This is a genomic window from Enterobacter sp. UPMP2052 (assembly GCF_053709675.1).
On record NZ_JBSKJR010000002.1, the window covers coordinates 314,455 to 338,153 of the forward strand.

At 57.0% G+C, this 23,699-nt stretch carries 22 protein-coding genes; 15 read left to right on the plus strand and 7 right to left on the minus strand.

The features are described from left to right. Window positions 1-21: 21 nt before the first annotated feature. Window positions 22-1,959 (minus strand): methyl-accepting chemotaxis protein, encoded by a 1,938-nt coding sequence (locus ACWKX3_RS11870; RefSeq protein ID WP_042320891.1) that lies wholly within the window; start codon window positions 1,957-1,959, stop codon window positions 22-24. A 141-nt stretch (window positions 1,960-2,100) separates the two neighbouring features. Continuing rightward, window positions 2,101-2,541 carry a winged helix-turn-helix domain-containing protein gene (locus ACWKX3_RS11875; protein WP_006176999.1) on the minus strand — a complete coding sequence of 147 codons (441 nt, stop codon included), beginning with the start codon at window positions 2,539-2,541 and terminating at the stop codon, window positions 2,101-2,103. 574 nt (window positions 2,542-3,115) lie between these two features. Between ACWKX3_RS11875 and ACWKX3_RS11880 the strand changes: the two genes are divergently transcribed. The 9 genes from ACWKX3_RS11880 to ACWKX3_RS11920 all read left to right on the plus strand — a co-directional run bounded on the left by ACWKX3_RS11880 (window position 3,116) and on the right by ACWKX3_RS11920 (window position 14,672). Then, a complete protein-coding gene (locus tag ACWKX3_RS11880; RefSeq protein WP_454541853.1) occupies window positions 3,116-3,913 on the plus strand; it encodes a winged helix-turn-helix domain-containing protein in 798 nt (265 codons plus the stop codon). After that, window positions 3,900-4,364, plus strand: a complete 465-nt coding sequence (locus ACWKX3_RS11885; protein WP_454541854.1) for a hypothetical protein — start codon at window positions 3,900-3,902, stop codon at window positions 4,362-4,364. Before ACWKX3_RS11880 ends, ACWKX3_RS11885 begins: the two co-directional genes overlap by 14 nt. 276 nt (window positions 4,365-4,640) lie before the next feature. After that, window positions 4,641-5,720: a YncE family protein gene (locus tag ACWKX3_RS11890; RefSeq protein ID WP_454541855.1), complete on the plus strand. Its 1,080-nt coding sequence runs from the start codon at window positions 4,641-4,643 to the stop codon at window positions 5,718-5,720. A 53-nt stretch (window positions 5,721-5,773) separates the two neighbouring features. Next, window positions 5,774-7,960: a TonB-dependent receptor gene (locus ACWKX3_RS11895; protein WP_220711164.1), complete on the plus strand. Its 2,187-nt coding sequence runs from the start codon at window positions 5,774-5,776 to the stop codon at window positions 7,958-7,960. Window positions 7,961-8,060: 100 nt separating this feature from the next. Beyond that, window positions 8,061-9,449, plus strand: a complete 1,389-nt coding sequence (gene pheP / locus ACWKX3_RS11900) for a phenylalanine transporter (protein ID WP_006177004.1) — start codon at window positions 8,061-8,063, stop codon at window positions 9,447-9,449. 761 nt (window positions 9,450-10,210) lie between these two features. Beyond that, a complete protein-coding gene (locus tag ACWKX3_RS11905; RefSeq protein WP_153688817.1) occupies window positions 10,211-11,449 on the plus strand; it encodes an MFS transporter in 1,239 nt (412 codons plus the stop codon). Between the two features lie 15 nt (window positions 11,450-11,464). Further along, on the plus strand, window positions 11,465-12,490 hold the full coding sequence (locus ACWKX3_RS11910; RefSeq protein ID WP_454541856.1) for a sugar phosphate isomerase/epimerase family protein: 1,026 nt from the start codon (window positions 11,465-11,467) through the stop codon (window positions 12,488-12,490). Beyond that, window positions 12,483-13,625 (plus strand): Gfo/Idh/MocA family protein, encoded by a 1,143-nt coding sequence (locus tag ACWKX3_RS11915; RefSeq protein WP_220711165.1) that lies wholly within the window; start codon window positions 12,483-12,485, stop codon window positions 13,623-13,625. The genes ACWKX3_RS11910 and ACWKX3_RS11915 overlap by 8 nt, the downstream gene beginning before the upstream one ends. A 75-nt stretch (window positions 13,626-13,700) precedes the next feature. After that, window positions 13,701-14,672: a LacI family DNA-binding transcriptional regulator gene (locus ACWKX3_RS11920; RefSeq protein ID WP_220711166.1), complete on the plus strand. Its 972-nt coding sequence runs from the start codon at window positions 13,701-13,703 to the stop codon at window positions 14,670-14,672. Here the strand turns inward: ACWKX3_RS11920 and ACWKX3_RS11925 are convergent, their stop codons facing one another. Then, window positions 14,673-15,917, minus strand: a complete 1,245-nt coding sequence (locus ACWKX3_RS11925) for a mechanosensitive ion channel family protein (RefSeq protein ID WP_006177013.1) — start codon at window positions 15,915-15,917, stop codon at window positions 14,673-14,675. A gap of 66 nt (window positions 15,918-15,983) precedes the next feature. Then, window positions 15,984-17,420 carry an MFS transporter gene (locus tag ACWKX3_RS11930; protein ID WP_220711167.1) on the minus strand — a complete coding sequence of 479 codons (1,437 nt, stop codon included), beginning with the start codon at window positions 17,418-17,420 and terminating at the stop codon, window positions 15,984-15,986. A 107-nt stretch (window positions 17,421-17,527) separates the two neighbouring features. Between ACWKX3_RS11930 and ACWKX3_RS11935 the strand changes: the two genes are divergently transcribed. From ACWKX3_RS11935 to ACWKX3_RS11950, 4 genes are all read left to right on the plus strand, one after another. Continuing rightward, window positions 17,528-18,397 carry a helix-turn-helix transcriptional regulator gene (locus tag ACWKX3_RS11935; protein WP_006177015.1) on the plus strand — a complete coding sequence of 290 codons (870 nt, stop codon included), beginning with the start codon at window positions 17,528-17,530 and terminating at the stop codon, window positions 18,395-18,397. Next, window positions 18,394-19,428 (plus strand): YfhO family protein, encoded by a 1,035-nt coding sequence (locus ACWKX3_RS11940; protein WP_220711168.1) that lies wholly within the window; start codon window positions 18,394-18,396, stop codon window positions 19,426-19,428. The genes ACWKX3_RS11935 and ACWKX3_RS11940 overlap by 4 nt, the downstream gene beginning before the upstream one ends. A 138-nt stretch (window positions 19,429-19,566) precedes the next feature. Continuing rightward, window positions 19,567-19,905 carry a type II toxin-antitoxin system RelE/ParE family toxin gene (locus ACWKX3_RS11945; protein WP_220711169.1) on the plus strand — a complete coding sequence of 113 codons (339 nt, stop codon included), beginning with the start codon at window positions 19,567-19,569 and terminating at the stop codon, window positions 19,903-19,905. Next, window positions 19,877-20,164 (plus strand): helix-turn-helix domain-containing protein, encoded by a 288-nt coding sequence (locus ACWKX3_RS11950; RefSeq protein WP_006177018.1) that lies wholly within the window; start codon window positions 19,877-19,879, stop codon window positions 20,162-20,164. The genes ACWKX3_RS11945 and ACWKX3_RS11950 overlap by 29 nt, the downstream gene beginning before the upstream one ends. Before the next feature lie 49 nt (window positions 20,165-20,213). Here ACWKX3_RS11950 and nfsB read toward each other — a convergent pair whose 3' ends face one another. The 3 genes from nfsB to ACWKX3_RS11965 all read right to left on the minus strand — a co-directional run bounded on the left by nfsB (window position 20,214) and on the right by ACWKX3_RS11965 (window position 21,936). Further along, window positions 20,214-20,867 (minus strand): oxygen-insensitive NAD(P)H nitroreductase, encoded by a 654-nt coding sequence (gene nfsB / locus ACWKX3_RS11955; protein ID WP_006177019.1) that lies wholly within the window; start codon window positions 20,865-20,867, stop codon window positions 20,214-20,216. A 120-nt stretch (window positions 20,868-20,987) separates the two neighbouring features. Next, window positions 20,988-21,356 carry an MmcQ/YjbR family DNA-binding protein gene (locus ACWKX3_RS11960; RefSeq protein ID WP_088207748.1) on the minus strand — a complete coding sequence of 123 codons (369 nt, stop codon included), beginning with the start codon at window positions 21,354-21,356 and terminating at the stop codon, window positions 20,988-20,990. Further along, a complete protein-coding gene (locus ACWKX3_RS11965; protein ID WP_042320908.1) occupies window positions 21,346-21,936 on the minus strand; it encodes a TetR/AcrR family transcriptional regulator in 591 nt (196 codons plus the stop codon). Before ACWKX3_RS11965 ends, ACWKX3_RS11960 begins: the two co-directional genes overlap by 11 nt. A 191-nt stretch (window positions 21,937-22,127) precedes the next feature. On the opposite strand from ACWKX3_RS11965, the gene ACWKX3_RS11970 reads away from it, so the two are divergent. Together ACWKX3_RS11970 and ACWKX3_RS11975 are read left to right on the plus strand one after the other, a co-directional pair. Then, the gene (locus ACWKX3_RS11970) at window positions 22,128-23,231 is read left to right on the plus strand and encodes a RomA family MBL fold metallo-hydrolase (RefSeq protein ID WP_101738107.1); all 1,104 of its coding nucleotides are present in this window, start codon (window positions 22,128-22,130) and stop codon (window positions 23,229-23,231) included. Window positions 23,232-23,264: 33 nt separating this feature from the next. Next, the gene (locus ACWKX3_RS11975) at window positions 23,265-23,606 is read left to right on the plus strand and encodes a RamA family antibiotic efflux transcriptional regulator (protein ID WP_088207746.1); all 342 of its coding nucleotides are present in this window, start codon (window positions 23,265-23,267) and stop codon (window positions 23,604-23,606) included. The last annotated feature ends 93 nt before the right edge of the window (window positions 23,607-23,699 follow it).

Consider the following 23,699-nt stretch of genomic DNA (forward strand, 5'->3'; position numbering starts at 1 on the left):
GGGGCAACCGCGCGGGAGTTATCAGAATTTGACCCAGTCGTCCTGGTCGCTGGCAGCGGGACGTTTCATCGTGGTCGCGGTGGCGGTGCTGGCGCCATTTACCCGACGTTTTTCCGCACGCCCGGCGTTATCTTTCGAGACGCGGAAAATCGACACCACTTTCTCCAGCTGTACGGCCTGGTCTTCCAGCGAACTTGCTGCTGCGGAAGACTCTTCCACCAGCGCGGCGTTCTGCTGCGTGGTGGTATCCATCTCCGCCATGGCCTGTGCAATCTGCGAAATACCGCGGCTTTGCTCATCGGTGGCGGCGGCGATTTCGCTCATGATGTCGCGCACCTGCGCCACGGAGGTCTCAATGCGGGACATGGCATCGCCCGCGCTTTCTACCAGGTTAAAGCCGGTATCGACGTGCACCACGGACTCGTGGATCAGGTTTTCAATCTCTTTGGCGGATTGCGCGCTGCGCTGGGCGAGCGTGCGCACTTCGGCTGCCACCACCGCAAAGCCTTTGCCCTGATCGCCCGCGCGAGCGGCTTCCACGGCGGCATTCAGCGCCAGGATGTTGGTCTGGAAAGCGATGCTGTTGATCACGGTGGTAATCTCTGAAATACGGTGCGAACTGCTGCGCACGTTTTTCATGGTGTCGATCACCTTTTGTGAGATGGCGCTGCCTTCGGTCGCATTTTGTGATGCTTCCTCTGCCAGCAGCCGCGCATGGTTGGCATTTTCCGCGTTAAGCGCGACGGTGGAGGTCAACTCCTCCATGCTGGCGGCAGTCTCCACCACGGCCGCGGATTGTTGCTCGGTGCGCGCCGAAAGATCCATATTGCCGGCCGCAATTTCCGACGAAGAACGCGCCACGCTATCCACCCCATCCCGAACGTCGTTAATGATGTTTTTCAGGTTGGTATTCATGGTATCAACCGCCTGCATTAACAGGCCCGGTTCGTCACGACGCGTGCTGGTCAGGGTGCTGGTCAGGTCGCCTTTGGCAATCTGCTCTGCCACGCGCAGGGTTTCGTTCAGCGGACGCGTAATCGAGCGGGTAATGGCGAGTGCCAACAGCATACCTAGCGCGATCCCGATGGCCGCGACCAGAACCATCTGCATCTGGATATGATCAACGGTATCAAACACTTTCTGCTGCTGGCGGGTGAACATCGTCTGAATAGCCTGCGTTAACGTTGCGGCCTTCAGGCTCAGGTCATCCGATAATGTAGATTGATTCGACCAGACGCCTTTATAGTGATCCAGTTCGCCACCGATACGCTTCGTATCCGAAAGACTGGCGAGCAACCAGGCTTTCTGCTCTTCAGGCACGAACGGCATCAGCTGCTCAGCGTCGTTTTTAACGCTTTGCAGGCGTGAAACGATCTCCTGCTTAAGTCCATCACTCGGATGCTGTTTGAACAGCGTCACCTGCGAATCAATGTCGCTCATGGTGAAGGCCACTTGAGCGGCAGTCAGCGCCTGCTGCGGGGGCAAAATACCGTTGCGGCTCAGGGCAGTAGCAAGCCCGGCGTTGTCGCACAGGCTCTGGGTGTTGAGCTTCGCCTCGCTCGCCTTCTTTTCAACCAGCGCTTTCGTAAACAGGGACAGCGTCTCAACGTAGCTGTTTACGGCGTTGGCAGTATTATTAACGGTTGATTGGCCGTCGGCCGTCCAGTCGTACTTTTCCAGCTGAGCAACCGTCGCCTGCATGCTCTGCGCGGCGGCGTTGGTCTGGTCGAGATATTTTTGATCCAGCGTATATTGATAGCTGGTCCGGTTGAGGCGCACGGCCGACAGGGCGTTAAAGAGATCGGTGGTATGCCCGTTTTTTTCTACCTTATCCTGGACGTTAAACAGACCAAATAATCCGGTGGTCAGAATGGCTGCTGTGATCAACAGGACAGCGGAGAATCCGAAGAATAGTTTTTTACTGACTTTTAAATTAATAAAGCTATTTAATATCTTCATATGTTTTTTCCAGCGTCGGCTATAACCGAGCAACAGTGCTATCGTCACCAGCATTAATGGGGGTAATTTATAATTATGAGGAAGTAACATAAAAAAATGCCCCTCACACTTGCGTGTTCAGGGCAAACACCTGAAGTGACATCACTCATTCAGGGTATCTGTCTTCTCCTCTTTTTTAACAGAGTGAGCCGGGAGTTCGCTCATTCTGTAATAAACGGGGATTACATCAGGGTAATTAACGATGTAACCACGCCCTTTAATATTGCGAATAAAATCGTCGGGCAGGCCAAGCATGCGTAGCTTATTATTGAGATTGTGCAGAACCTGCCATAATCGCTGTGTGGAGGGGCTGAGATTATGCGCCTCCCACACTTCTTCAAACAGTTCTTCTTTGCTGACCGGTTTCGTTCTGCCATTTTGCAGCAGATAAAGAAACAGCCTTAACATCGTTTCGTTAAAATAGATTGACGCGAAAGCGATGCTCTTCTCGGTATGACTGCCCGTAAGCCGGTATAGCCTGCGATTAGCAATGTCGAAATGAATTTCATCACCAATCATAAATCCGTATAGACGATAGCCCATATCATGTACCTGTATTAAATAAAGACGAGCACGCACACCTACATATAAGCGTCGAAAATATCCATACCGTTTGTGTGGAGGATTATATGGCTGCTATGAATGCTTTCCAATACACAACCCTATGCGCTATGTAAAACCGACGGGAAGCCCCTCTGTCATAGAGTCTTTGTCGAGATAAGTCGTATTTTTGGAATAATGCTCTATCTATTGGCTTTTCGGCGTTGTTTTGGTCTGAAATTGCATATCCGATCGACACCTCAAGATTTAAATGCATATTTTGACTTATACATAGCATATTTCTCTGTCATGGCCTGGTGTAAAAGCCCGCTGCGACAGGTTTTATGCCATGACCCTGACATTACGTTTTCGCGGCAAAAAACAGGAGTGAAGTTAAATGATTTATACTGATTCAGGAGAGGGGCCCCGGTGCGCTGGAAAGTGGAATGGCCGCGCTTTATAAAATGCAGTTGATTGATAAGTAACAACTAAAATCTGAATCAGACTGTTCTAACGGAAAGGGCATCATAATTTTTATGAATGCATCGCGCGTTTTTTTACCCGTTGTGGGGTCGCCATGAGGCCAGTTTTTCTGATCAATGGCTCGGTGCTGTTTGAGCCAGACAAACGTCGGCTTGGCCCGCGTGATGGCTATCCCAATCGCGCGGTGCTGCTGCACGGCCCGGTCAGTGAGTGCCTGCTCCTGCTGCTGGAACACAACGGCGACGTCCTGACACAGCGTTATCTGTTTTCGGCGGTGTGGGAAAAGCAGGGGGCGATTGTCACCACCAATGCCCTCTACCAGACGATTGCCTCCATCCGTAAGGCGCTTAAATCCGTGGGCCTGGCAGAAAATATCGTCCAGACCGTGCCAAAGGAGGGATTTAAGGCAGTTGCAGCTCTGCAGTCCGGTACGCTCGAAGAGTTTATTTTGCCTGTTGCAACAGCCCCGAAAGACGGCCAGCCTGAGGAAGAAAAGGCGTATTTACCCGCGCCCGTTGTACGCCCGCGCAAAAGCCTGTTTTCATCCAAAATAGCCTACGGCATTGCCGCCCTTCTTTTTCTGGTCAGCTGTTTCGTTCTTTATCAGCAATTAAAACCGGGTGATGCACCGTTTGCAGACTATCATTTTATCGGCAACGTCGAGGGGTGTAACGTTTATTCCTCCCTGCATGACAAAATGCAAAGCCAGAATAAATTCACCTCGCTGGTTAAACGCTACCTGGTTCAGTGCAGCGCCGGAGGACGGGTTTATATCACCCTCAATCATTATCAGCAGGGCACGTCGGTGATTGTCTGCGATAAACAGGCTGAACTGGCAGGTGCGCAGTGTGAATCGATATTGTACCGGGAGCAATATTATGAAAATGACTAACCTCACCGCGCGCTGGTTGGCCATTATGCTGGCGATTGTTGCCCCGCTGCTGTATGCAGGCTACCTGCATTATCAGCAGAATAATTTTTCCTGTGAGGGGCACTTAATTATCGTGGAAAACAGCGCATGGACAGACACCGTGATGACGTTTTCTTTTCATAATGGCACGGGCGATTATGATTCCACGGGAGAATACCGTCAGGCAGGGCAGTCTCCGATAACCGTCAGTAATAAAGTGGCTTTCCGTTTCTGGCGTGAAGATGAACGCGTTATTCTGATCTCCAGCGATACGAATGAATTACCGAAAAAAGACGAAGCCTATCGTCATTATATCCCCGACTTCTTCCATCACCGCGATCGTGGCCTTAGCCTGGAAATTATTCCGATGAACGCCTCCAGCTATCTTTTTCGTTTTGGGAGTTCCCCGGTGTTTTACTGCACCAAAAACTGAGGGGGATTCTCTCATCCCGGCATTCCTTTTAATTGAAGCCGTTACGCAGATTTACACTTGATCATAAAAGTATAATGAGTATAGTTCTCATTCTCTTTAGTGTTTGCGGGCGCAGACGGACTCTTCCCGCATAAACAGTGAGCAGGCCTCACACGGAACACTGAGTACAACGGTGGATCCTGCTCTGGCCTTACAGCCTGCCTTCATCACCCAATCGCAGCCACATGCGACGCAGATCCCCGCCCGCTAATCTTTGAACGGTAAAGGATGTTCCTGATGACCAAAAAAATGTCTGCGCTGGCGCTGCTCGTCGCTGCTTCTCTTTCCGGCTGTGCAGCGCAGAAAGCGGCCACACCCGCCCCGGCTCCTGAGAAAACCGTTACCGCCCCGGCGCAAACGGGCGTGTTAAAACGCGACCTGGCTGATGGCCTGTACGAGATGGTGCTTAACCCGAAAGGCGATGCGCTGTTCGTTGCCAGCGCGGAAGGGTTCAAGGATGTGCAGGGTGGGGTGATCTATAAGCTTGATCCTGCCACGCTGAAAACCCTCGGGCGCAGCCATACCGATCTGAAAAACTTTGCGATGACGATCTCCCCGGACGGGCAGACCCTGTACGTGACCAACTCGCTGGACGGTGGCATTAGCACCATCAGCACCGCGGACGGCAAAATCCAACAGCGCCTGATGTTCACCGAGCGCAACAAAGAGGGATTCCCGTTCGGCGCGCGCGAAATCATGCTCCACGACGGCACGCTGTACGTTGGCGGCGTGGGCGATCCGGGCGTGATTTGGGTGGTTGATGCGAAAACGCTGAAGCTGAAAAAAACCATCAAAAACGCCGGACAGTGGGTGACCGGGCTGCTGTGGTCTGAACAGATGGACCGGATTTACGCGGCTAACGGCGGCGGCGAGATCCTCGTCATCAATCCGCGCAGCAACAAAATCGAAAAACGCTGGAAACCGCTGGGCGACAAGCCTGCGCTGCTGCTGAACCTGGCGGAAGATACTGCCACCGGTCGTCTGTTTGTCACCGATAACTCCAAAGCCAAAACCACGCTGGTGATGAATATCCGCACCGGTGAGCTGATCAAACAGCTGGAAGTGGGCGATTCGCTGGCGGTGAAATTCAACGCCAAACGCAATGAGCTGTACATCACTCAGCGTGAAAGCGGAAAACTGCTAAGCCTGGACGCCACCACTTTTGCCGTGAAGCATTCGTGGGATCTGCCGCCGAATCCGAACAGCCTGCTGCTCTCGGCCGATGGCCAGACCCTGTTCGTCACCGTTAAACAGCCTTTCAATAAAGATCACTCCACTAACGGGCCGGACAGCGTCGTTCGCATTTCGCTTAACTAAATTCTAAGGCCCGGCGACGGGCCAATTTTGCGCGCACTTTTGATGAGTTATTTATGAACAACACCACAATGCATAAAACGCTGCTGGCGCTCGCTATCGGCGCGGCTACACATTCCGCCCTGGCGGCGGATACCAAAAAAGAGGACACCATCGTCGTCCAGTCATCCACCGCCAGCGATTTTAAGCCCGGCGGCGACCAACTGGTGCCCGCCTTCCTTGACGGACAGGTTGCCAACGGTGGACGCATGGGGATGCTCGGCCAGCAGAACGCCATGGACGTACCGTTCAACATCATCAGCTACACCTCGAAGCTGGTGGAAGACCAGCAGGCGAAAACCATCGCCGACGTGGTCGCTAATGATGCGGGCGTGCAGTTTGTGCAGGGTTACGGCAACAGCGCGGAGAGTTTCCGTATTCGCGGGCTGAAATTCGACGGCGATGACATGACCTTTGGCGGCCTCTCCGGCGTGCTGCCGCGCCAGGTTGTCGACGCGCAGATGGTTGACCGGATTGAGATCTTCAAAGGGGCCAACTCTCTGATGAACGGTGCCGCCAGTTCCGGCGTCGGGGGGATGATCAACCTTGAGCCGAAACACGCGGGCGACACGCCGCAGGCCAAAGTCGGCGTGGACTACACCTCGGATTCCCAGGTTGGGACAACCCTGGACGCAGGCCGTCGCTTTGGCGACAACGATCAGTTTGGTGCACGCGTAAACCTGGTTCACCGTGAAGGGGAAACGCCTGTCGCCAACGATCGCCGCCGCACCACCTTGCTCTCGACCGGGCTGGATTACAAAGGCGACCAGTTCCGCACCTCGCTGGATCTGGGGTATCAGAAGAAAACCTTCCACGGCAGCCCGACCAGCGTCAACATCTCGGCGGTGGATTTCGTGCCGGAGCCGCCGAAAAACGACCGTAACTTCTCCCAGAAGTGGGCCTACAGCAATATCGAAAACGAATTCGGCATGTGGCGCAGCGAGTACGATATCACCGACAGCTGGACGGCCTACACCGGCCTGGGCGCACAGCACGCGCATGAAGAAGGTCTTTACAGCGCGCCGAAGCTGCTGGACAAGAGCGGCACGGCCACGGCCAGCCGGCTCGATACCAATCGCATCAGCGATTCCGTCAGCGGGATGGCGGGCATTCGCGGCAACTTTGATACCGGCTTCGTGTCGCACAAGGTCAACGTCGGGTATTCCGCGATGACCAAAAACGAGAAAATCGCGTGGAAAATGTCGGCGGCGGCAGATAATCCGTACACCAACATCTATCACAATACCGGCGTGGACGCGCCGGACAGCACTAACTTCAACGGGTCTGGCGGGAAATACAGCGATCCGTTGACCAGCGGGCGCACCCGCACACAGGGCTGGCTGCTGAGCGATACGCTGGGCGTGCTGGACGACAAACTGCTGTTCACCGCCGGAGCGCGTCATCAGAAAGTGGTTATTCGCGGCTACAACAAAATCACCGGGGCGGAAAATGCGGCAGACAGTTTCGACGGCAGTCGCTGGATGCCCACCTACGGCGTTGTTTACAAACCCTGGGATGAGATCTCTCTTTACGCCAACCACACCGAAGCGCTGCAGCCGGGCGAAACCGCGCCCAACACCGCCGTTAACTACGGCCAGAGCACCGGTATCGTGCACTCTAAGCAGAACGAAGTGGGCGTGAAGGCCGACTTTGGCCGCGTGGGCGGCTCCCTGGCGTTGTTCGAAATCAAAATGCCGTCGGCGATCCTCGACAGCGAAACCAAACGCTACGGGCTGGATGCAGAGCAGCGCAACCGCGGCGTCGAGCTGAACGTCTTCGGTGAGCCGATGCTGGGGATGCGCCTGAACGCCAGCGCCACCTGGCTGCAGGCGGAATTAACCAAAACCAACAACGGCCTCAACCAGGGCAACGATGCGATCGGCATTCCAAACTTCTATGCCGTACTGGGCGCGGAATACGACATCAAGCCTATCGATGGCCTGACCGCGACCGCGCGCGTGAACCACTCCGGCACGCAGTACGCCGACCTGGCTAACAGCAAAAAGCTGGACAGTTACACCACGCTGGATCTCGGCATGCGCTATCGCTTCGCCGTTAACCACAATGAAAACCAGATGACCGTTCGTGCGGGTATCGACAACGTGACCAATGAAAATTACTGGACCAGCGTTGACGATTCCGGCACTTACGTCACTCAGGGCGAGCCGCGCACCTTTAAGGTGTCGGTGGGCTACGAGTTCTAGGTTCCACCTCGTTATCGGGGCAGGGATGCCCCAATCCCTTGCTACCTCCAGCATGAAGTGTTAAAACGTGCCCCTTCTAAAAAAGAGACAGGGGTAGGACGTGAAAGACGCGTCATCCGCTTCAGGCAACGACAGCCCTGAAGCCTCGTCGGATCAGCATCCGACGCTGCAACGTGGTTTGCAAAATCGACATATTCAGTTAATTGCCCTGGGCGGCGCGATCGGCACCGGGCTGTTCCTCGGCATCGGTCCCGCCATTCAGATTGCAGGTCCTGCGGTATTGCTGGGCTACGCCATCGCCGGGATCATCGCCTTCCTCATCATGCGCCAGCTCGGCGAGATGGTTGTCGAAGAGCCGGTTTCAGGGTCGTTCGCCCACTTTGCCTACAAATACTGGGGGCCGTTCGCGGGGTTCCTCTCCGGCTGGAACTACTGGGTGATGTTTGTGCTGGTAGGCATGGCTGAACTGACCGCCGCCGGCATCTATATGCAGTACTGGCTCCCGGACGTCCCGACGTGGATTTGGGCCGCCGCCTTCTTCATCATCATTAATGCGGTTAACCTGGTTAACGTGCGCCTGTACGGTGAAACCGAGTTCTGGTTTGCGCTGATCAAAGTGCTGGCGATTATCGGCATGATCGGCTTTGGCCTGTGGCTGCTGTTCTCCGGTCACGGCGGCGAGCGCGCCACGATCGACAACCTCTGGCAGCACGGCGGCTTCCTGGCGACGGGCTGGAAGGGGCTGATCCTGTCCCTGGCGGTGATCATGTTCTCCTTCGGCGGTCTGGAGCTTATCGGTATTACCGCCGCCGAAGCGCGCGATCCGCACAAAAGCATCCCGAAAGCGGTCAACCAGGTGGTGTACCGTATCCTGCTGTTTTACATCGGCTCGCTGGTGGTGCTGCTGGCGCTCTATCCATGGGTGGAAGTGAAATCCGACAGCAGTCCGTTCGTGATGATTTTCCACGATCTGAACAGTAACGTGGTGGCGTCTGCGCTGAACTTCGTGATCCTTGTGGCATCCCTGTCGGTCTATAACAGCGGCGTGTATTCCAACAGCCGCATGCTGTTTGGCCTCTCCGTGCAGGGTAACGCACCGAAGTTCCTGACTCGCGTCAGCCGTCGCGGCGTGCCGGTGAATTCGCTGCTGCTCTCCGGCGCAATCACTTCGCTGGTGGTGCTGATCAACTACCTGCTGCCGAAAGAGGCGTTCGGCCTGCTGATGGCGCTGGTGGTTGCCACGCTGCTGCTGAACTGGATCATGATCTGCCTGGCGCACCTGCGTTTTCGTTCGGCAATGCGACGTAAGGGCCGCGAGACACAGTTTAAGGCGCTGCTCTACCCGGCGGGGAACTACATCTGTATCGCCTTCCTGGCGATGATCCTCGTGCTGATGTGCACCATCGACGACATGCGTTTGTCCGCCATGCTGCTGCCGGTGTGGGTGGTCTTCCTGTTTGTGGCGTTCAAGCTGTCACGTAAAAAGTGATGCGTATTTCTCCCTCTCCCTGTGGGAGAGGGTTGGGGTGAGGGCATCAGACCGCACGTAATCCTTTGCCCGGTGGCGCTGCGCTTACCGGGCCTACACGTAGTAGGGGGTTGCCCCTCTCCCTGTGGGAGAGGGGGGGTGAGGGCACCAGACCACACGTAACCCCTTGCCCGGTGGCGCTGCGCTTACCGGGCCTACACGTGGTAGGGGGTTGCCTCCCTCTCCCTGTGGGCGAGGGTTGGGGTGAGGGCATCAGACCACACGTAAGCCCTTGCCCGGTGGCGCTGCGCTTACCGGGCCTACACGTGGTAGGGTTTTCTCCCTCTCCCTGTGGGAGAGGGTTGGGGTGAGGGCACCAGACCGCACGTAACCCCTTGCCCGGTGGCGCTGCGCTTACCGGGTCTAAACGTGGTAGGGGTTTGCCTCCCCCTCTCTGTGGGAGAGGGTTGGGGTGAGGGCATCAGACCGCACGTAAGCCCTTGCCCGGTGGCGCTGCGCTTACCGGGCCTATACGTGGTAGGGTTTTCACCCTCTCCCTGTGGGAGAGGGTTGGGGCGAGGGCACCAGACCGCACGTAAGCCTTTGCCCGGTGGCGCTGTGCTTACCGGGCCTACACGTCATTACCCAATCAGCAAACGCGTCTTCTTTATCGTGACCCCTCTCCCAAATCCGTCTCGATCCCCAGGATCTTTATTTTGTAATCGATTACTTTTTAATTGAACCGTTTTGTAATCGATTACTTTCTCTGGGTGAGGCTTATCATGGTGTCAACAACCGAAAGTCGTGGACAGGCGATAGGGCAGCACCGGCTGCTGGTGCCGCGTTTGTCGCTGATGATGTTTCTGCAGTTTTTTATCTGGGGTAGCTGGTCGGTCACGCTCGGCCTGGTAATGACCCAGCACAACATGTCTTTGCTGATTGGCGATGCGTTTTCCGCCGGACCAATCGCCTCCATTCTCTCGCCGTTTGTACTTGGCATGCTGGTGGATCGCTTCTTTGCCTCGCAGAAGGTGATGGCGGTGATGCACCTGGCGGGCGCGGCGATCCTGTGGTTCGTTCCCGGCGCGCTTATTGCACAAAACGGCGCATTGCTGATTGGCCTGCTCTTTGGCTATACGCTCTGCTACATGCCGACGCTGGCGCTGACCAACAACATCGCGTTTCACAGCCTGGCGAACGTCGATAAAACCTTCCCGGTGGTGCGCGTGTTTGGCACCATCGGCTGGATCGTGGCGGGAATATTTATCGGCGTGACCGGCGTGGCTTCAAGCGTCACCATCTTTCAGGTGGCGGCGGCCAGCTCCGTGCTGCTGGCGCTTTACAGCCTGACGCTGCCGCACACGCCCGCGCCAGCGAAAGGCCTGCCGGTTAAAGTGCGCGATCTTTTCTGCGCGGATGCCTTTGCGCTGCTCAAAACGCGCCACTTTCTGGTCTTCTCCGTCTGCGCGATGCTGATCTCCGTACCGCTCGGTACCTATTACGCCTACACCGCCTCGTATCTCGCAGATGCGGGCATTGCCGACGTCAGCACCGCCATGTCCTTCGGGCAGATGTCCGAGATCTTCTTCATGCTGGTGATCCCGCTGCTGTTCCGCCGTCTGGGCGTGAAATATATGCTGCTCATCGGCATGCTGGCGTGGTTTGTGCGTTACGCCATGTTCGCGATGGGCGTCAGTGAAGAGGGGCGCATCCTGCTCTACCTCGGCATTCTGCTCCACGGCGTCTGCTACGATTTCTTCTTTGTGGTGGGCTTTATCTATACCGACCGCGTGGCGGGCGAAAAGGTTAAAGGTCAGGCCCAGAGCATGATCGTCATGTTTACCTACGGTATCGGGATGCTGCTCGGCTCGCAGATATCCGGCGCGCTGTATAACCGTCTGGTAGTGGGTCAGCCTGTGCCGCAGGCGTGGGTTACATTCTGGTGGATCCCGGCGGTGGCTGCCGCGGCGATTGCACTCATTTTCCTTTTCACGTTCAGGTATGACGATGATAAGGCGTAAGGATCAGGAGGTGGTATGAGGACGATAAAAGGACCCGGGATTTTTCTGTCGCAGTTTATCGGCGGGGACGCGCCGTTTAACTCGCTGGACAGGCTGGCAAGCTGGGCAGCAGGGAAGGGCTACAAAGCCCTGCAAATTCCCTGTAACCATCCGCACATTTTTGACGTGGAAAACGCGGCAGAAAGCCAGGCCTACTGCGACGACATTACCGGTAAGCTGGCGGAACACGGGCTGGTGATAAGCGAGCTGTCGACTCATCTTGAAGGCCAGCTGGTTGCGGTGAGCGACGTTTACAGCGATGCGTTTGACCACTTCGCCCCGGGCAGCGTGCGCGGTAACGACGCGGCGCGCCAGGCCTGGGCAACGGAGAAACTCAGACAGGCGGCGGTGGCCTCCGCCAGGCTGGGGTTAAAGGCGCACGCGACGTTCTCCGGCTCGCTGGCCTGGCCGTTTTTCTATCCGTGGCCGCCGCACAACGCGCAGCGGTTTCAGGCGGCGTTTCAGGAACTGGCAAACCGCTGGCGGCCCATTCTCGACGCCTTCGATGAACAGGGCGTGGACGTCTGTTTTGAGCTGCATCCGGGGGAAGACCTGCACGATGGCGTAACCTTCGAGCGTTTTCTGGCGCTGCTTGATAACCATCCGCGCTGCAACATTCTCTACGATCCCAGCCACATGCTGTTGCAGCAGATGGATTACCTGACCTTTATCGACATCTACCACGCGCGCATCAAAGCGTTCCACGTCAAGGATGCGGAGTTTCGCCCCAACGGGCGCAGCGGCGTATACGGCGGCTACCAGCCGTGGATCGATCGCGCCGGGCGTTTCCGTTCGCTCGGCGACGGGCAGATCGACTTCAAGGGTATCTTTAGCAAGCTGACCCAGTACGACTACGATGGCTGGGCGGTGCTGGAGTGGGAGTGCTGCCTGAAGGATGGCGATACCGGTGCCCGCGAAGGCAGCGAGTTTATCCGCCGCCATATCATTCCGGTTTCCGGGCGGGCGTTTGATGATTTCGCCGCAGGAGGCAGCCATGATTAACGTCGGTATTATCGGCAGCGGCTTTATCGGCCCGGCCCATATTGAGGCGCTGCGCCGTCTCGGTGTGGTGCAGGTTGTCGCGCTGTGCGACAGCTCGCTCGCGAAGGCGCAGGAAAAGGCGCGCGCGCTTAACGTCCCCTGCGCCTATGGCCGCGTGGAGGATCTGCTTGCGCACCCGGATCTGCACGTGGTGCACAACTGCACGCCAAACCACCTGCACGCCGCGATTAACCGCCAGATTTTACGCGCAGGTAAGCATCTGTTTTCCGAAAAACCGCTGTGTATGACGCCGGACGAGGCGCGCGAGCTGGTGGCGCTGGCGGAGCAGGCGGGTGTGATACACGGCGTAAGCTTTGTCTATCGCCAGTTTGCGATGGTGCGTCAGGCGGCGAGCATGATGCGCGCGGGTAGCCTCGGGCGACTATTTGCTGCACACGGCAGCTACCTGCAGGACTGGATGCTGCTGGAAACCGACTACAACTGGCGGGTGGATGCCGCGCTCGGCGGCGCATCCCGCGCGGTGGCGGACATCGGCTCTCACTGGTGTGATACCGTGCAGTTTGTGACCGGGCGGCGTATCACCGAGGTGATGGCCGATCTCTCTATCGTCTGGCCGACGCGCAAGGCCAGCGTGGCGGGAAATCAGACCTTCAGCCACGATCCACACGCGGCGTATGAGGACAAACCGGTCACCACCGAAGATTTTGGCTCCGTGCTGATCCGCTTCGACGACGGCAGCAAGGGCAGTTTTAGCGTCTCGCAGGTCAGCGCCGGGCGTAAAAACCGCCTGATGCTGGAAATCAACGGCAGCGAGATGTCGGTGGCGTGGGATCAGGAGGTGCCCCAGCGGCTGTGGGTGGGGCATCGCGCGCAGGCAAACGAGATCCTCACCGACGACCCCGGTCTGATGAACCGCGACGTGGCCGACAGCGCCCACTTCCCCGGCGGCCATATCGAGGGCTGGCCGGATGCCTTCAAAAACATGATGGCGCAGTTCTACCGCGCCGTGCAGGCGGGCATCATGCCCGCGCAGCCGCTGTTTGCGACCTTCCACGACGGCGCAGACGTCATGTACATCATTGATGCCATTGTAAAAAGCCATCAGCAGCAGCGCTGGGTGAGGGTGGAACGATGACGCGCTGCCCGGTTCGCCGGGCCGCGAAATTATGATAGCCTGCATAAAACGCTAACCGCAGGATGTGTCGTCGCTATGTCAATTCAGAAAATCGCTCAACTGGCCGGGGTGTCCGTGGCGACGGTTTCTCGTGTGCTGAACAACAGCGACACGGTTAAAGCGAAAAACCGCGAGCGCGTCCTGCAGGCGATTCGGGAGAGCAACTACCAGCCGAACCTGCTGGCGCGCCAGCTGCGCACCGCCCGCAGCTATATGATTCTGGTGATGGTTTCGAACATCGCCAACCCGTTCTGTGCCGAGGTGGTCAAGGGCATCGAAGAAGAGGCCGAAAAGAACGGCTACCGCATTTTACTCTGCAATTCCGGCTCGGACATCGAACGCTCCCGCTCGGGGTTAAGCCTGCTGACGGGGAAAATCGTCGACGGGATTATCACCATGGATGCGTTCTCGAAGCTGCCGGAACTCTCCGCGCTTATCGGCAATGCGCCGTGGGTGCAGTGCGCGGAATACGCCGATGCCGGGGCGGTGTCCTGCGTCGGCATTAACGACGTCGATGCTTCTCAGCACGTCGTCAGCCAGCTTGCCGAAAGCGGGTGCACGCGCATTGCGCTGATCAACCACGACCTCAGCTACAAATATGCCCGCCTGCGCGAGCGCGGCTACAAGAGCGTGATCCACCTGCGCGATCTCGATTATCAGGCGGTTGAATACGCCAGCGATCTCAGTTCCGGCGCCGGGATGGCGGCGATGCAAAAACTGTTGAAGGAGGATCCGCCGGACGCGGTATTCGCGGTTTCCGATACTCTGGCGGCAGGCGCGCTGCGCGCTATTCAGCAGGCAGGGCTGCGGGTACCGGAGGATATTGCAGTGGTGGGGTTTGACGGTACGGAGCTGGCGGAGATGATCTCGCTTACCACCATCGAACAGCCGTCGCGGGATATCGGGCGCAAGGCCGTCGATCTGCTGTTAAATAAGATCGACAACCCCGATGCGCCCACGGAAAGAGTGATGATGGACTGGCGCTTTATTTCCCGCGCCAGCGCCTGATTAGTTTGCTGAAACAACCGCCAGCGAGCGAATATCGTTCCCGGTTGGCGACTGATGGATCCGCAGACCAAACTCATCCACCACGGCAAAAATATGGTCGAAGATATCGGCCTGGATATCTTCATATTCCGCCCAGACCACCGTATTGGTGAAGGCATATATTTCTATGGGCAGACCGTTGGCGTCCGGCGCGAGCTGGCGCACCATCAATGTCATATCTTTACGGATGCGCGGGTGATTGCGCAGATATTCATTCAGATAGGCGCGGAAGGTGCCGATATTGGTCATCTTGCGCAGGTTTAATACCGATTCCCCTTCGCCGTTTTGCTGATTCCACAGGTTAATTTCCTCATGACGCGCGGCCAGATAAGGTTTCAGCAGCTTCGCCTGAATCAGTTTCTGCTGCTCCTGCTCGTCGAGGAAATGAATGCTGGTGGTATCAATATTCAGGCTGCGCTTAATGCGGCGGCCGCCCGAAGCTGACATGCCGCTCCAGTTGATGAACGCGTCGGACACCAGCGCCCACGTCGGAATGGTGGTGATGGTGTTATCGAAATTACGCACCTTCACGGTGGTCAGGCCGATGTCCGTCACCGTGCCGTTAGCGCCATATTTCGGCATCTCCAGCCAGTCGCCGAGCTTGAGCATATCGTTAGCTGAAAGTTGAATGCCCGCCACAAGGCCAAGGATCGGGTCTTTAAACACCAGCATCAGGACCGCGGCCATGGCACCCAGGCCGCTAATCAGAATCGCGGGAGACTGACCGATCAGCAGGGAGATAATCAAAATCCCGACCAGAATGGCGCTCACCAGCTTAACGCCCTGGAAAATGCCTTTCAGTGGCAGCTGGGACGCGGTCGCCATTTTTTGCGACAGATTAAAGATCACGTCCAGCAGCGAGAAGAAGGACAGCAGGGCATACACCATCACCCACAGCTTCGCGCAGGTGGTGAGTATTTCCGCCGCTTCACTGCCTTTTTGTAACCACAGCGCCGCCTGAACGTTGACGATTATCCCCTGAATGGTAAAGGCCAGACGGTGAAATAACTTATTCTGGGTAATGATTTGCAGCCACAAATGGCTGCTGGCCTGCGCACGCTTTTCAAAGGCGCGCAGCACCAGTTTGTGCAATATAAAATGCACGATAAGGGCAGTCAGAAAAATAATACCAAAGATAATCACCAGCGATGTGGTGTGATTAATTTCAATCCCTAACTCTTCAACCTGAGCAATTAATTCCTGCATAACATCTCCTGTATTGTTGCAGCCCCATAATGGCGGCTGCGGATATATTATGCAAATTCTGGCGCATTACTTCGTCGCGTGGCAGGTCGTGATCACCGGCAGGCACAGGCGATGGCGCATACGCACCGTTGCCAGTGCAAGGGCAATCATCATTGCCGTTTCCACCATCAGGAAGACGTTGACCGCCTGCGTGTAATCCCCGTGGTGGCTTTGCAGCGCGTGCAGCAAAATCGCGCCGAAAATCGCCGGGCCAAGCCCCAGCGCCGCCTGTTGAAGCGTACTCAAAATGGCGCTTGCTGCGCCCGCGTCGTCCGGCTGGATATCGCGCATCCCGATACGGTAAAAGCTGTTCACAATTAACGCCTGCCCGTAACCGACCAGCCCGGTCGCCGGTGCCAGCGTCAGGGCCGTATTGTTCATCCCCCAGTGGCGGAAGGTGGCGATCAGCGCCAGCAGGCCGAGGATCTGGATCGCCAGGCCGCTCAGCAGAAGGGTGCTGGTGCGATAACGGGCAATCAGGCGCGGGGCAAACCACGCGGAGACAAAATAGGTCACCCCCAGCGCGATGAAGCTGTTCCCCGACTGCCACGGCGCCATGCCAAGACCGGTCTGCATGGTCAGCGCCATACAGAACATAAAGCCGGACCAGACGCTGAAAAAGAGCATCGCGATCAGCACGCCAAAGCGGATGCTCGCAAGCTGCATCAGGCGCGGCGGGATCAGCGGGTGGGCATCTTCGCGCTCTTTTTTACGCGCATTCAGCACCATCAGCCAGGCCAGCGGGATAATGGCAATCAGTGCAGCCTTCAGCGGCCACGACCAGTGCCACTGCGGACCGAGCGCCATCGGGAACAACAGGCAGCAGAGGATCATCGCCAGCAGCGCGGTGCCCCTCCAGTCGATGCGCGACGGTGTTTCGCGGCGGGTTTCCGGCACATAGCGGCGGCTCAATGCCAGCACCACCAGACAAATGGGGACGTTGATGAAGAAAGCGTTGCGCCAGCCCAGCCCGGCGATATCCGCCGATACCAGCCAGCCGCCGCCCATCTGGCCGACGATAAAGGCTATTCCGCCGATACCGCCGAACAGGCTAATGGCTTTGGCGTGCGCCGGCCCTTTTAACGTCACATGCAGCGTGGCGAGAATTTGCGGCACGATCAGCGCCGCCCCGGCACCCTGAACGATGCGTGCGGCAAGCAGTTGTTCGATGTTGCCCGCCATCCCGCACAGCAGCGAGGCCAGTCCAAAGCTCGCCACGCCCCACATAAACAGACGACGGCGACCGTGGTTATCCCCGAGCTTGCTGCCGAGCGCCAGGCAGACAGCGAAGGCCACGCCGTAAAGCGCGACAATCAGCTCCAGTTCTGTGGCGGTGGCGTGCAGCGAATGGGTGATGGAGTCCAGCGCGACGTTGGTGATTGAGGTATCGATAAGCGGCAGCATCTGCCCGGTTAACAGCAGTATCAGGCCTGCACGACCTGGTGAAATAACTGACCTGTTCATGGTAACTCCATTGCGTCAAACGGCGTAGAGACGTAGCATCGTCTATCTGATAAACGGGTACCAGTTCTTGCTTATACTGGTACTGGCACTACCATGCAGGGGGATTTATGGCGCTGATGTCTGAACCTGTCACCTCGCTTCAGGATGACACCCGAAAACAGCTCGGGGCATTTTTACGCGCACGGCGCGAAAGTCTCGACCCGCAGCGTCTCGGCTTGCCGCGCAGCGGGCGTCGCCGCACGCCGGGCTTGCGCCGTGAAGAGGTGGCGATGCTCGCAGACGTGGGCGTAACCTGGTACACCTGGCTGGAGCAGGGCAGGGACGTCAATCCGTCGAGCGCGGTGATGGCAGCTGTTGCTAAAGCGCTGCAATGCACCCCGACCGAAGCCCGCCATCTTTTCGTGCTGGCCGGATTACCGCCGGGTGAAGCGCCGCAGGCGGTCTGCTGCGAGGGGATCAGCGAAGGCACGCGCCGCCTGCTTGATACCCTGATGCCAAAGCCCGCCAGCATCCAGAAACCAAACTTTGATATCGTGGCGTGGAACGACAGCTTTGGTCATTTGATGGGCGTCGATTTCAACGACATCCCGCCGGAAGATCGCAACTGTATTTACCTGTTCCTCACCCATCCGGCGTGGCGCGCAAGGCTGGGCAAGCGCGACGACGTGCTGCCGATCTTCGTCTCCTACTTCCGCGCGGCAATGGCCGAGCACCGGGGCGATCCGCAGTGGGAAGCCAAACTGGCGCGCTTTTTTGCGGTTTCAGATGAGTTTCAAACCCTGTGGCACCAGCGCAACGACGTGCGCGGTGTGGAAAACCAGCTCAAGTTGTTTACCCATCCTGAGCTGGGGGATTTTCATTTACAGCAGATGTACTGGTACTCAGCGCCGCGCAACGGCTCGCGGCTGCTGGTGTACCTCCCGGTGGACGAGGCAGGGGAGAGAGTCATGGACTGGCTGGCGGAGCAGGCAAAATGAACGTGACGCGCAAGCAGGAGCGGGTTTTACGCCGGGCGCTCGCGGCGTGGGAGCAGGATGGGGCATTAACCCCCGACGAACATCAGCGTCTGGCCGGAACCCTGAGGCGTGTAACGATGGACTGGCAGCGGCTCAGCCGCTACGCCTTCTGGACCGCGCTCGCCTGCGTGATCATCGCCATCGGCAGCCTGTTTGCCGACAGTGAGTTGATGGCGCGCATTATCGCATTTTTCTCTTCTTCCTTTATCGCCCGCATCGGCCTGCCTCTGCTTGCCGCCGTGCTGTTTTACCTGTGGGGCTTCAGCCGCCAGCGGCGAGAAACCCCGTGGCACTACAGCACGGAAGCCATCCTGTTCCTCGGGGTGTTCTTTACCGCCATTGCCCTGTGGCAGCTTGGTGAACGTCTTGATAACGGCAGCGGCCACATTGCGCCGTTGTTCCTGGCCGGGTGTGCGGTGTACGGCCTGGTTGGCTATTTCGGGCGCTCGGGGCTGGTCTGGCTCTTCTTTTTGCTTTCGCTCGGCAACTGGTTCGGTGCCGAAACGGGCTATATGTCCGGCTGGGGAGCGTACTGGCTGGGCATGAGCTACCCGGTGCGCTTTATCGTCTTCGGCGGCGTGCTGCTGGCACTGTGCTATGTCCTGCGCGGCGTACTGCAACCCCGCCACCTCTATACCACCAGTAAGGCGATGGGGCTGACCTACCTGTTTGTCGCCCTGTGGATCCTGTCGATTTTTGGCAACAACGATATCGACAACTGGTACGGCGTCACGCAGGCATCGTTGCTGCCGTGGGCGCTGCTCTTCGCCGTGGCGGCGGTGCTGAGCATCTTCATCAGCCTGAAAACCGACGACGGCATGCTGCGCGGTTTTGGCCTGACCTTCCTCGCCATCAATCTCTATACCCGCTATTTCGAATATTTCTGGGAGGAGATGAACAAGGTCGTGTTCTTCCTGATTCTGGCGGCATCGCTGGCGGTGATTGGTCGCTATGCGGAAAAACTCTGGCATGCCGGGAGCAGGGAAAAATAGTTTTTTGCGAGGGGCTTTCAGGGAATAAGCGAGAGTCCAGCATCTCCTGAATGATGCAGGTAAGGTAAATCACGAAAGGCAAAATTAGCCTTTAATGCAAATTGCCTTATATGTTAATATTTTCAGGGATGAATAAAGATGTTCAGACTCATCGTCCATGAGGCCGTGAGGGAAGAGATCCTCGCGTTGCCCGCCGTGGTTCAGGCGAAACTGATTCGCCAGCTTGATAAATTACGCGCTAATCCGACGGTTTTGCGTGAGCCTGACAGCAAGCCATTGCCGCATGGCTTGTTTGAAATACGCACCGTCGGGCTTATCCAGAGCCGTGGGATATACGTCTACCAGCGTGAGAGAACCCTTTTTCTTTTGCGCGTGTTTATCAAGAAGACGCAGAAAACGCCGTCTGCGGAGATAAGTCTGGCACTGAAACGGCAACAGGAGATGTTGAATGAGCAAGAAAATAATCGACTGGGATGAGTTGAGAACCGAGCTGTTAAGCCACGCAGACGTGCAGGCCGCATTTAACGCAGAAGAGCGCAAAGCGCGTCTGCAGGAGATGCTGGCGCAGTGGCGAAGCCATGCAGGCCTGACGCGTGCACAGGTTGCGGAACGGATGGGGGTCAGTGCGCCAACGGTGTCACGAATGGAAGCCAACATCACGCGAGCGAGCCTTGATACGTTAACGCGTTATGCGCTGGTATGCGGAGTGAAGCATCCGCAGATTACGCTGTATTGAACCCTGTTCAACCTACTTGTAATGGGCCGCTACGCGCGGCCCACGGTTACTAGCACTCGGTCACAATGGTGCTCAGCGGCAGGCGAGATTTTGGCAGCGTGGCGTTGAAATCTTCCACGCTGTGGTGGCCAACCGGTACCACCACCAGGCTGGTGAAGCCTTTCTCTTTCAGGCCAAACTCTTCATCGAGGATCGCCGCGTCGAAGCCTTCAATCGGCACCGCGTCCAGACCCATCGCGGCCACGCCCAGCAGGAAGTTACCCACATTCAGGTAAACCTGTTTTGCCATCCACTGGTCGTCATCTTTCAGATCCACGCGGTGCATGTCTGCGAAGTAGCAGCGGCCTTTGTGGTTTGCGGCTTTCGCTTCCGGCGTGGCGAAACGCCCGTCAGCTTCTTCCTGATCCACCACGCGCTCCAGCCATGCATCGTCCATCGCGGTTTTGGCGCAGAACACCACCACGTGAGAGGCATCCAGCATTTTGCGCTCGTTGAACACATAGGTACCCGCAGCAGATTTCGCCACGCGCGCTTTGCCTTCCTCAGTGCTGGCAACAATAAAGTGCCACGGCTGGGAGTTCGTGCTGGACGGGCTGTACTGCAGCAGGGTTTTGATTTTCTCCGCTTCTTCTGCGGTCAGTTTTTTGCTTGCGTCGAACGCCTTGGCAGAGTGGCGTTTCAGGGCGACAGAAATGATATCCATAACAACTCCTGGTAGTAAAAATCGCCCGCATGTGGGCGCGAAAGGAAAGCAGATTACAAGGCGACGCGGAAAAAGATAAGTGCGATTCGAGCGCTTATTCTGTTCGTCTCAGACGAACAATCAGACGGGGCGTATCCGCTTCTGGTCCTTCTTCGCCAGCTTATCGACGACCAGATGCCACGAATCGTGGATGAAATCGGTCACCACGTCGGGCGTGATATCGTCGGTGCCGTAGAGCGAAATCCAGTGCTTTTTATTCAGGTGATAGCCCGGCTCCACGCCGCGGTAGATCTGCTGATTGAGCAGCGATTTTTCCGGATCGGATTTCAGACTGACGTGCGGACGCCCGTGAGCGACCGCGACAAGCATAAAAATCTTGCCGCCGACTTTAAACACGTCGAACTCCGGGCCGAACGGCCAGCAGTGCTCGGTGAACGGCAACTCCAGCGCCACGCGCATCGCGTGTTCCTGTAATGATTTACTGTCCATCGGTGTTCTCTATGGCGAGCGCGCGCCACATGGCCTCAAAGCCGAGGGCTTTAAAATCCACGGCACGGGACGGATCGCGGGTGGCGAATTCCATGGTGGTCTCGGCCAGCGACAGGAAGATGGCATCGCCGAAGGTTTTAAATTCGTCGGACATAAATACCGGGCGCACCGAGCGGCGGCACAGTTCATTCAGCTCCGGAAACATGTCGTGAACGGCCTGTTCGGTCTCAGTGGAAATTTTCTCGCTCACACCAAGCTGGCGGATCGCCCCGTGAGCCGCCGGGTTACGAATCCCCCAGTCCACATAGCTGTTCCAGATGTTGCGGGTATGCTCTTTTGGCAGGGTGATCGAGCGGTCAAGGTTCGCCATCATGGTCTGGCAGAGATCCTGCTTCAGGTGCAGGTAGAGGGCATTCAGCAGATCGTCTTTGGTAGCAAAGTAGCGAAACAGCGTGCCTTCGGCGACCCCGGCACTACGGGCGATGGTCGCCGTTGAGGCGGCAATGCCTGACTGTGCAAATGCAGCGGTTGCTGCCTCCAGTAAGGCCTGTTTTTTATCTTCACTCTTCGGACGTGCCACCAAATTCTCCTCTTTGTCAATTGTAAAAAAACGTATTGAATCATGCGCGTCAGGCTGCTGCAACGCGGAATGTCAAAGTTCGAAAACATCTTGACGATATATTCATCGTATCTATAATGAGTGCTTACTCACTCATAATCAAGTGTCATCCGCGCAAACCATCGGAAGGGGCGCGTCGGCGAGTCGGGAAAATGAAAAAGCCTCTATTCATCTGCGTGGTGTTTGTCATGATTATTGCTTCAGCTGCAAGTTTACCCTTTGTCCTGAACGCCGGATTTGGCCAGCCGCCGCAGGGAGAACAGCTATCCGGGTTGCAAGCTTCGCCCCAGTATCGCGACGGGGCGTTTCACAATGCACTGCCGACGCCGGGCTACAACGGCGACAAAAATATGCTGGTGGCGATGTGGGAGTTTCTGACGAAAAAAACCGAAAACGCTCGTCCCGCGCAGCCGCTGCCGCTGGTCAACACCGATCTCGCCAGCCTGCCGCTGGCGCAGGATACGCTGGTGTGGCTGGGGCACTCGTCCTGGTATCTGCAGTTAGCGGGGAAACGCATCCTGATCGATCCGGTCCTGGGCAACTACGCCGCGCCGTTCTCGTTCCTCAACAAAGCCTTTGAGGGGGACTACCCGTGGCGTGCCGCGAGCATGCCCGAGATCGACCTGCTGATCATTTCGCACGATCACTACGACCATCTGGATTACGCCACCATCAAAGCGCTGCTGCCGAAGGTGAAACGCGTGGTCACGCCGCTTGGCGTGGGTTCACATCTGCGCTACTGGGGGATGGACCCGACGATTATCGACGAGCGCGACTGGAACCAGTCGGTGCGCATCAGCGAGGCGCTAACCGTGCACGTTCTGCCTGCGCGCCACTTCTCCGGGCGCGGCATCAAACGCAACCAGACGCTGTGGGGCAGCTTTATGTTCGTCACGCCTGAACAGAAGGTGTACTACAGCGGTGACTCCGGCTACGGGCCGCACTTCCGGGATATTGGCGAGCAGTTTGGCGCAGTCGATCTCGCGATCATGGAAAACGGCCAGTATGACCAGGACTGGAAGTACATTCACATGCTGCCGGATGAAACGGCGCAGGCCGCCGCGGATCTCAATGCCAAAGCGGTGGTGCCGGGCCATAACGGACGGTTTGTGCTGGCGAAACATACCTGGAACGATCCGCTGATCCAACTCGCAAAAGCCAGCCGCGACAAAGGCTATCGGCTGTTAACGCCGGAACTGGGCGAGCCGGTCCGCGTGAATGATACCGCTCAGCAATTTCGCCCGTGGTGGGAATAAATGATGAATCAAAGAGCAGAAGGAGAGCGCAACATGACTATTTCCGCTCAGGTTATCGACACTATCGTCGAGTGGATCGACGACAACCTGCATCAGCCGCTGCGCATAGAAGAGATCGCCCGTCACGCGGGTTACTCGAAGTGGCATCTTCAGCGGCTGTTTATGCAGTACAAAGGGGAGAGTCTGGGGCGCTATATTCGCGAACGCAAGCTGCTGCTGGCGGCGCGCGACCTGCGCGAATCGGACGAGCGAGTGTATGACATCTGCCTGCGCTACGGCTTTGACTCGCAGCAGACCTTTACGCGTATTTTCACCCGCACGTTCCACCAGCCGCCCGGCGCTTACCGCAAGGAAAATCATACTCGGGCACATTGAAAATAATTCCCATTTGCATTAGCGTGAGTGCAAATTTTATCGGGGAACACGCGGTAATGAAGAGCGCATGGAGTGGATTGTTATTAGGGAACG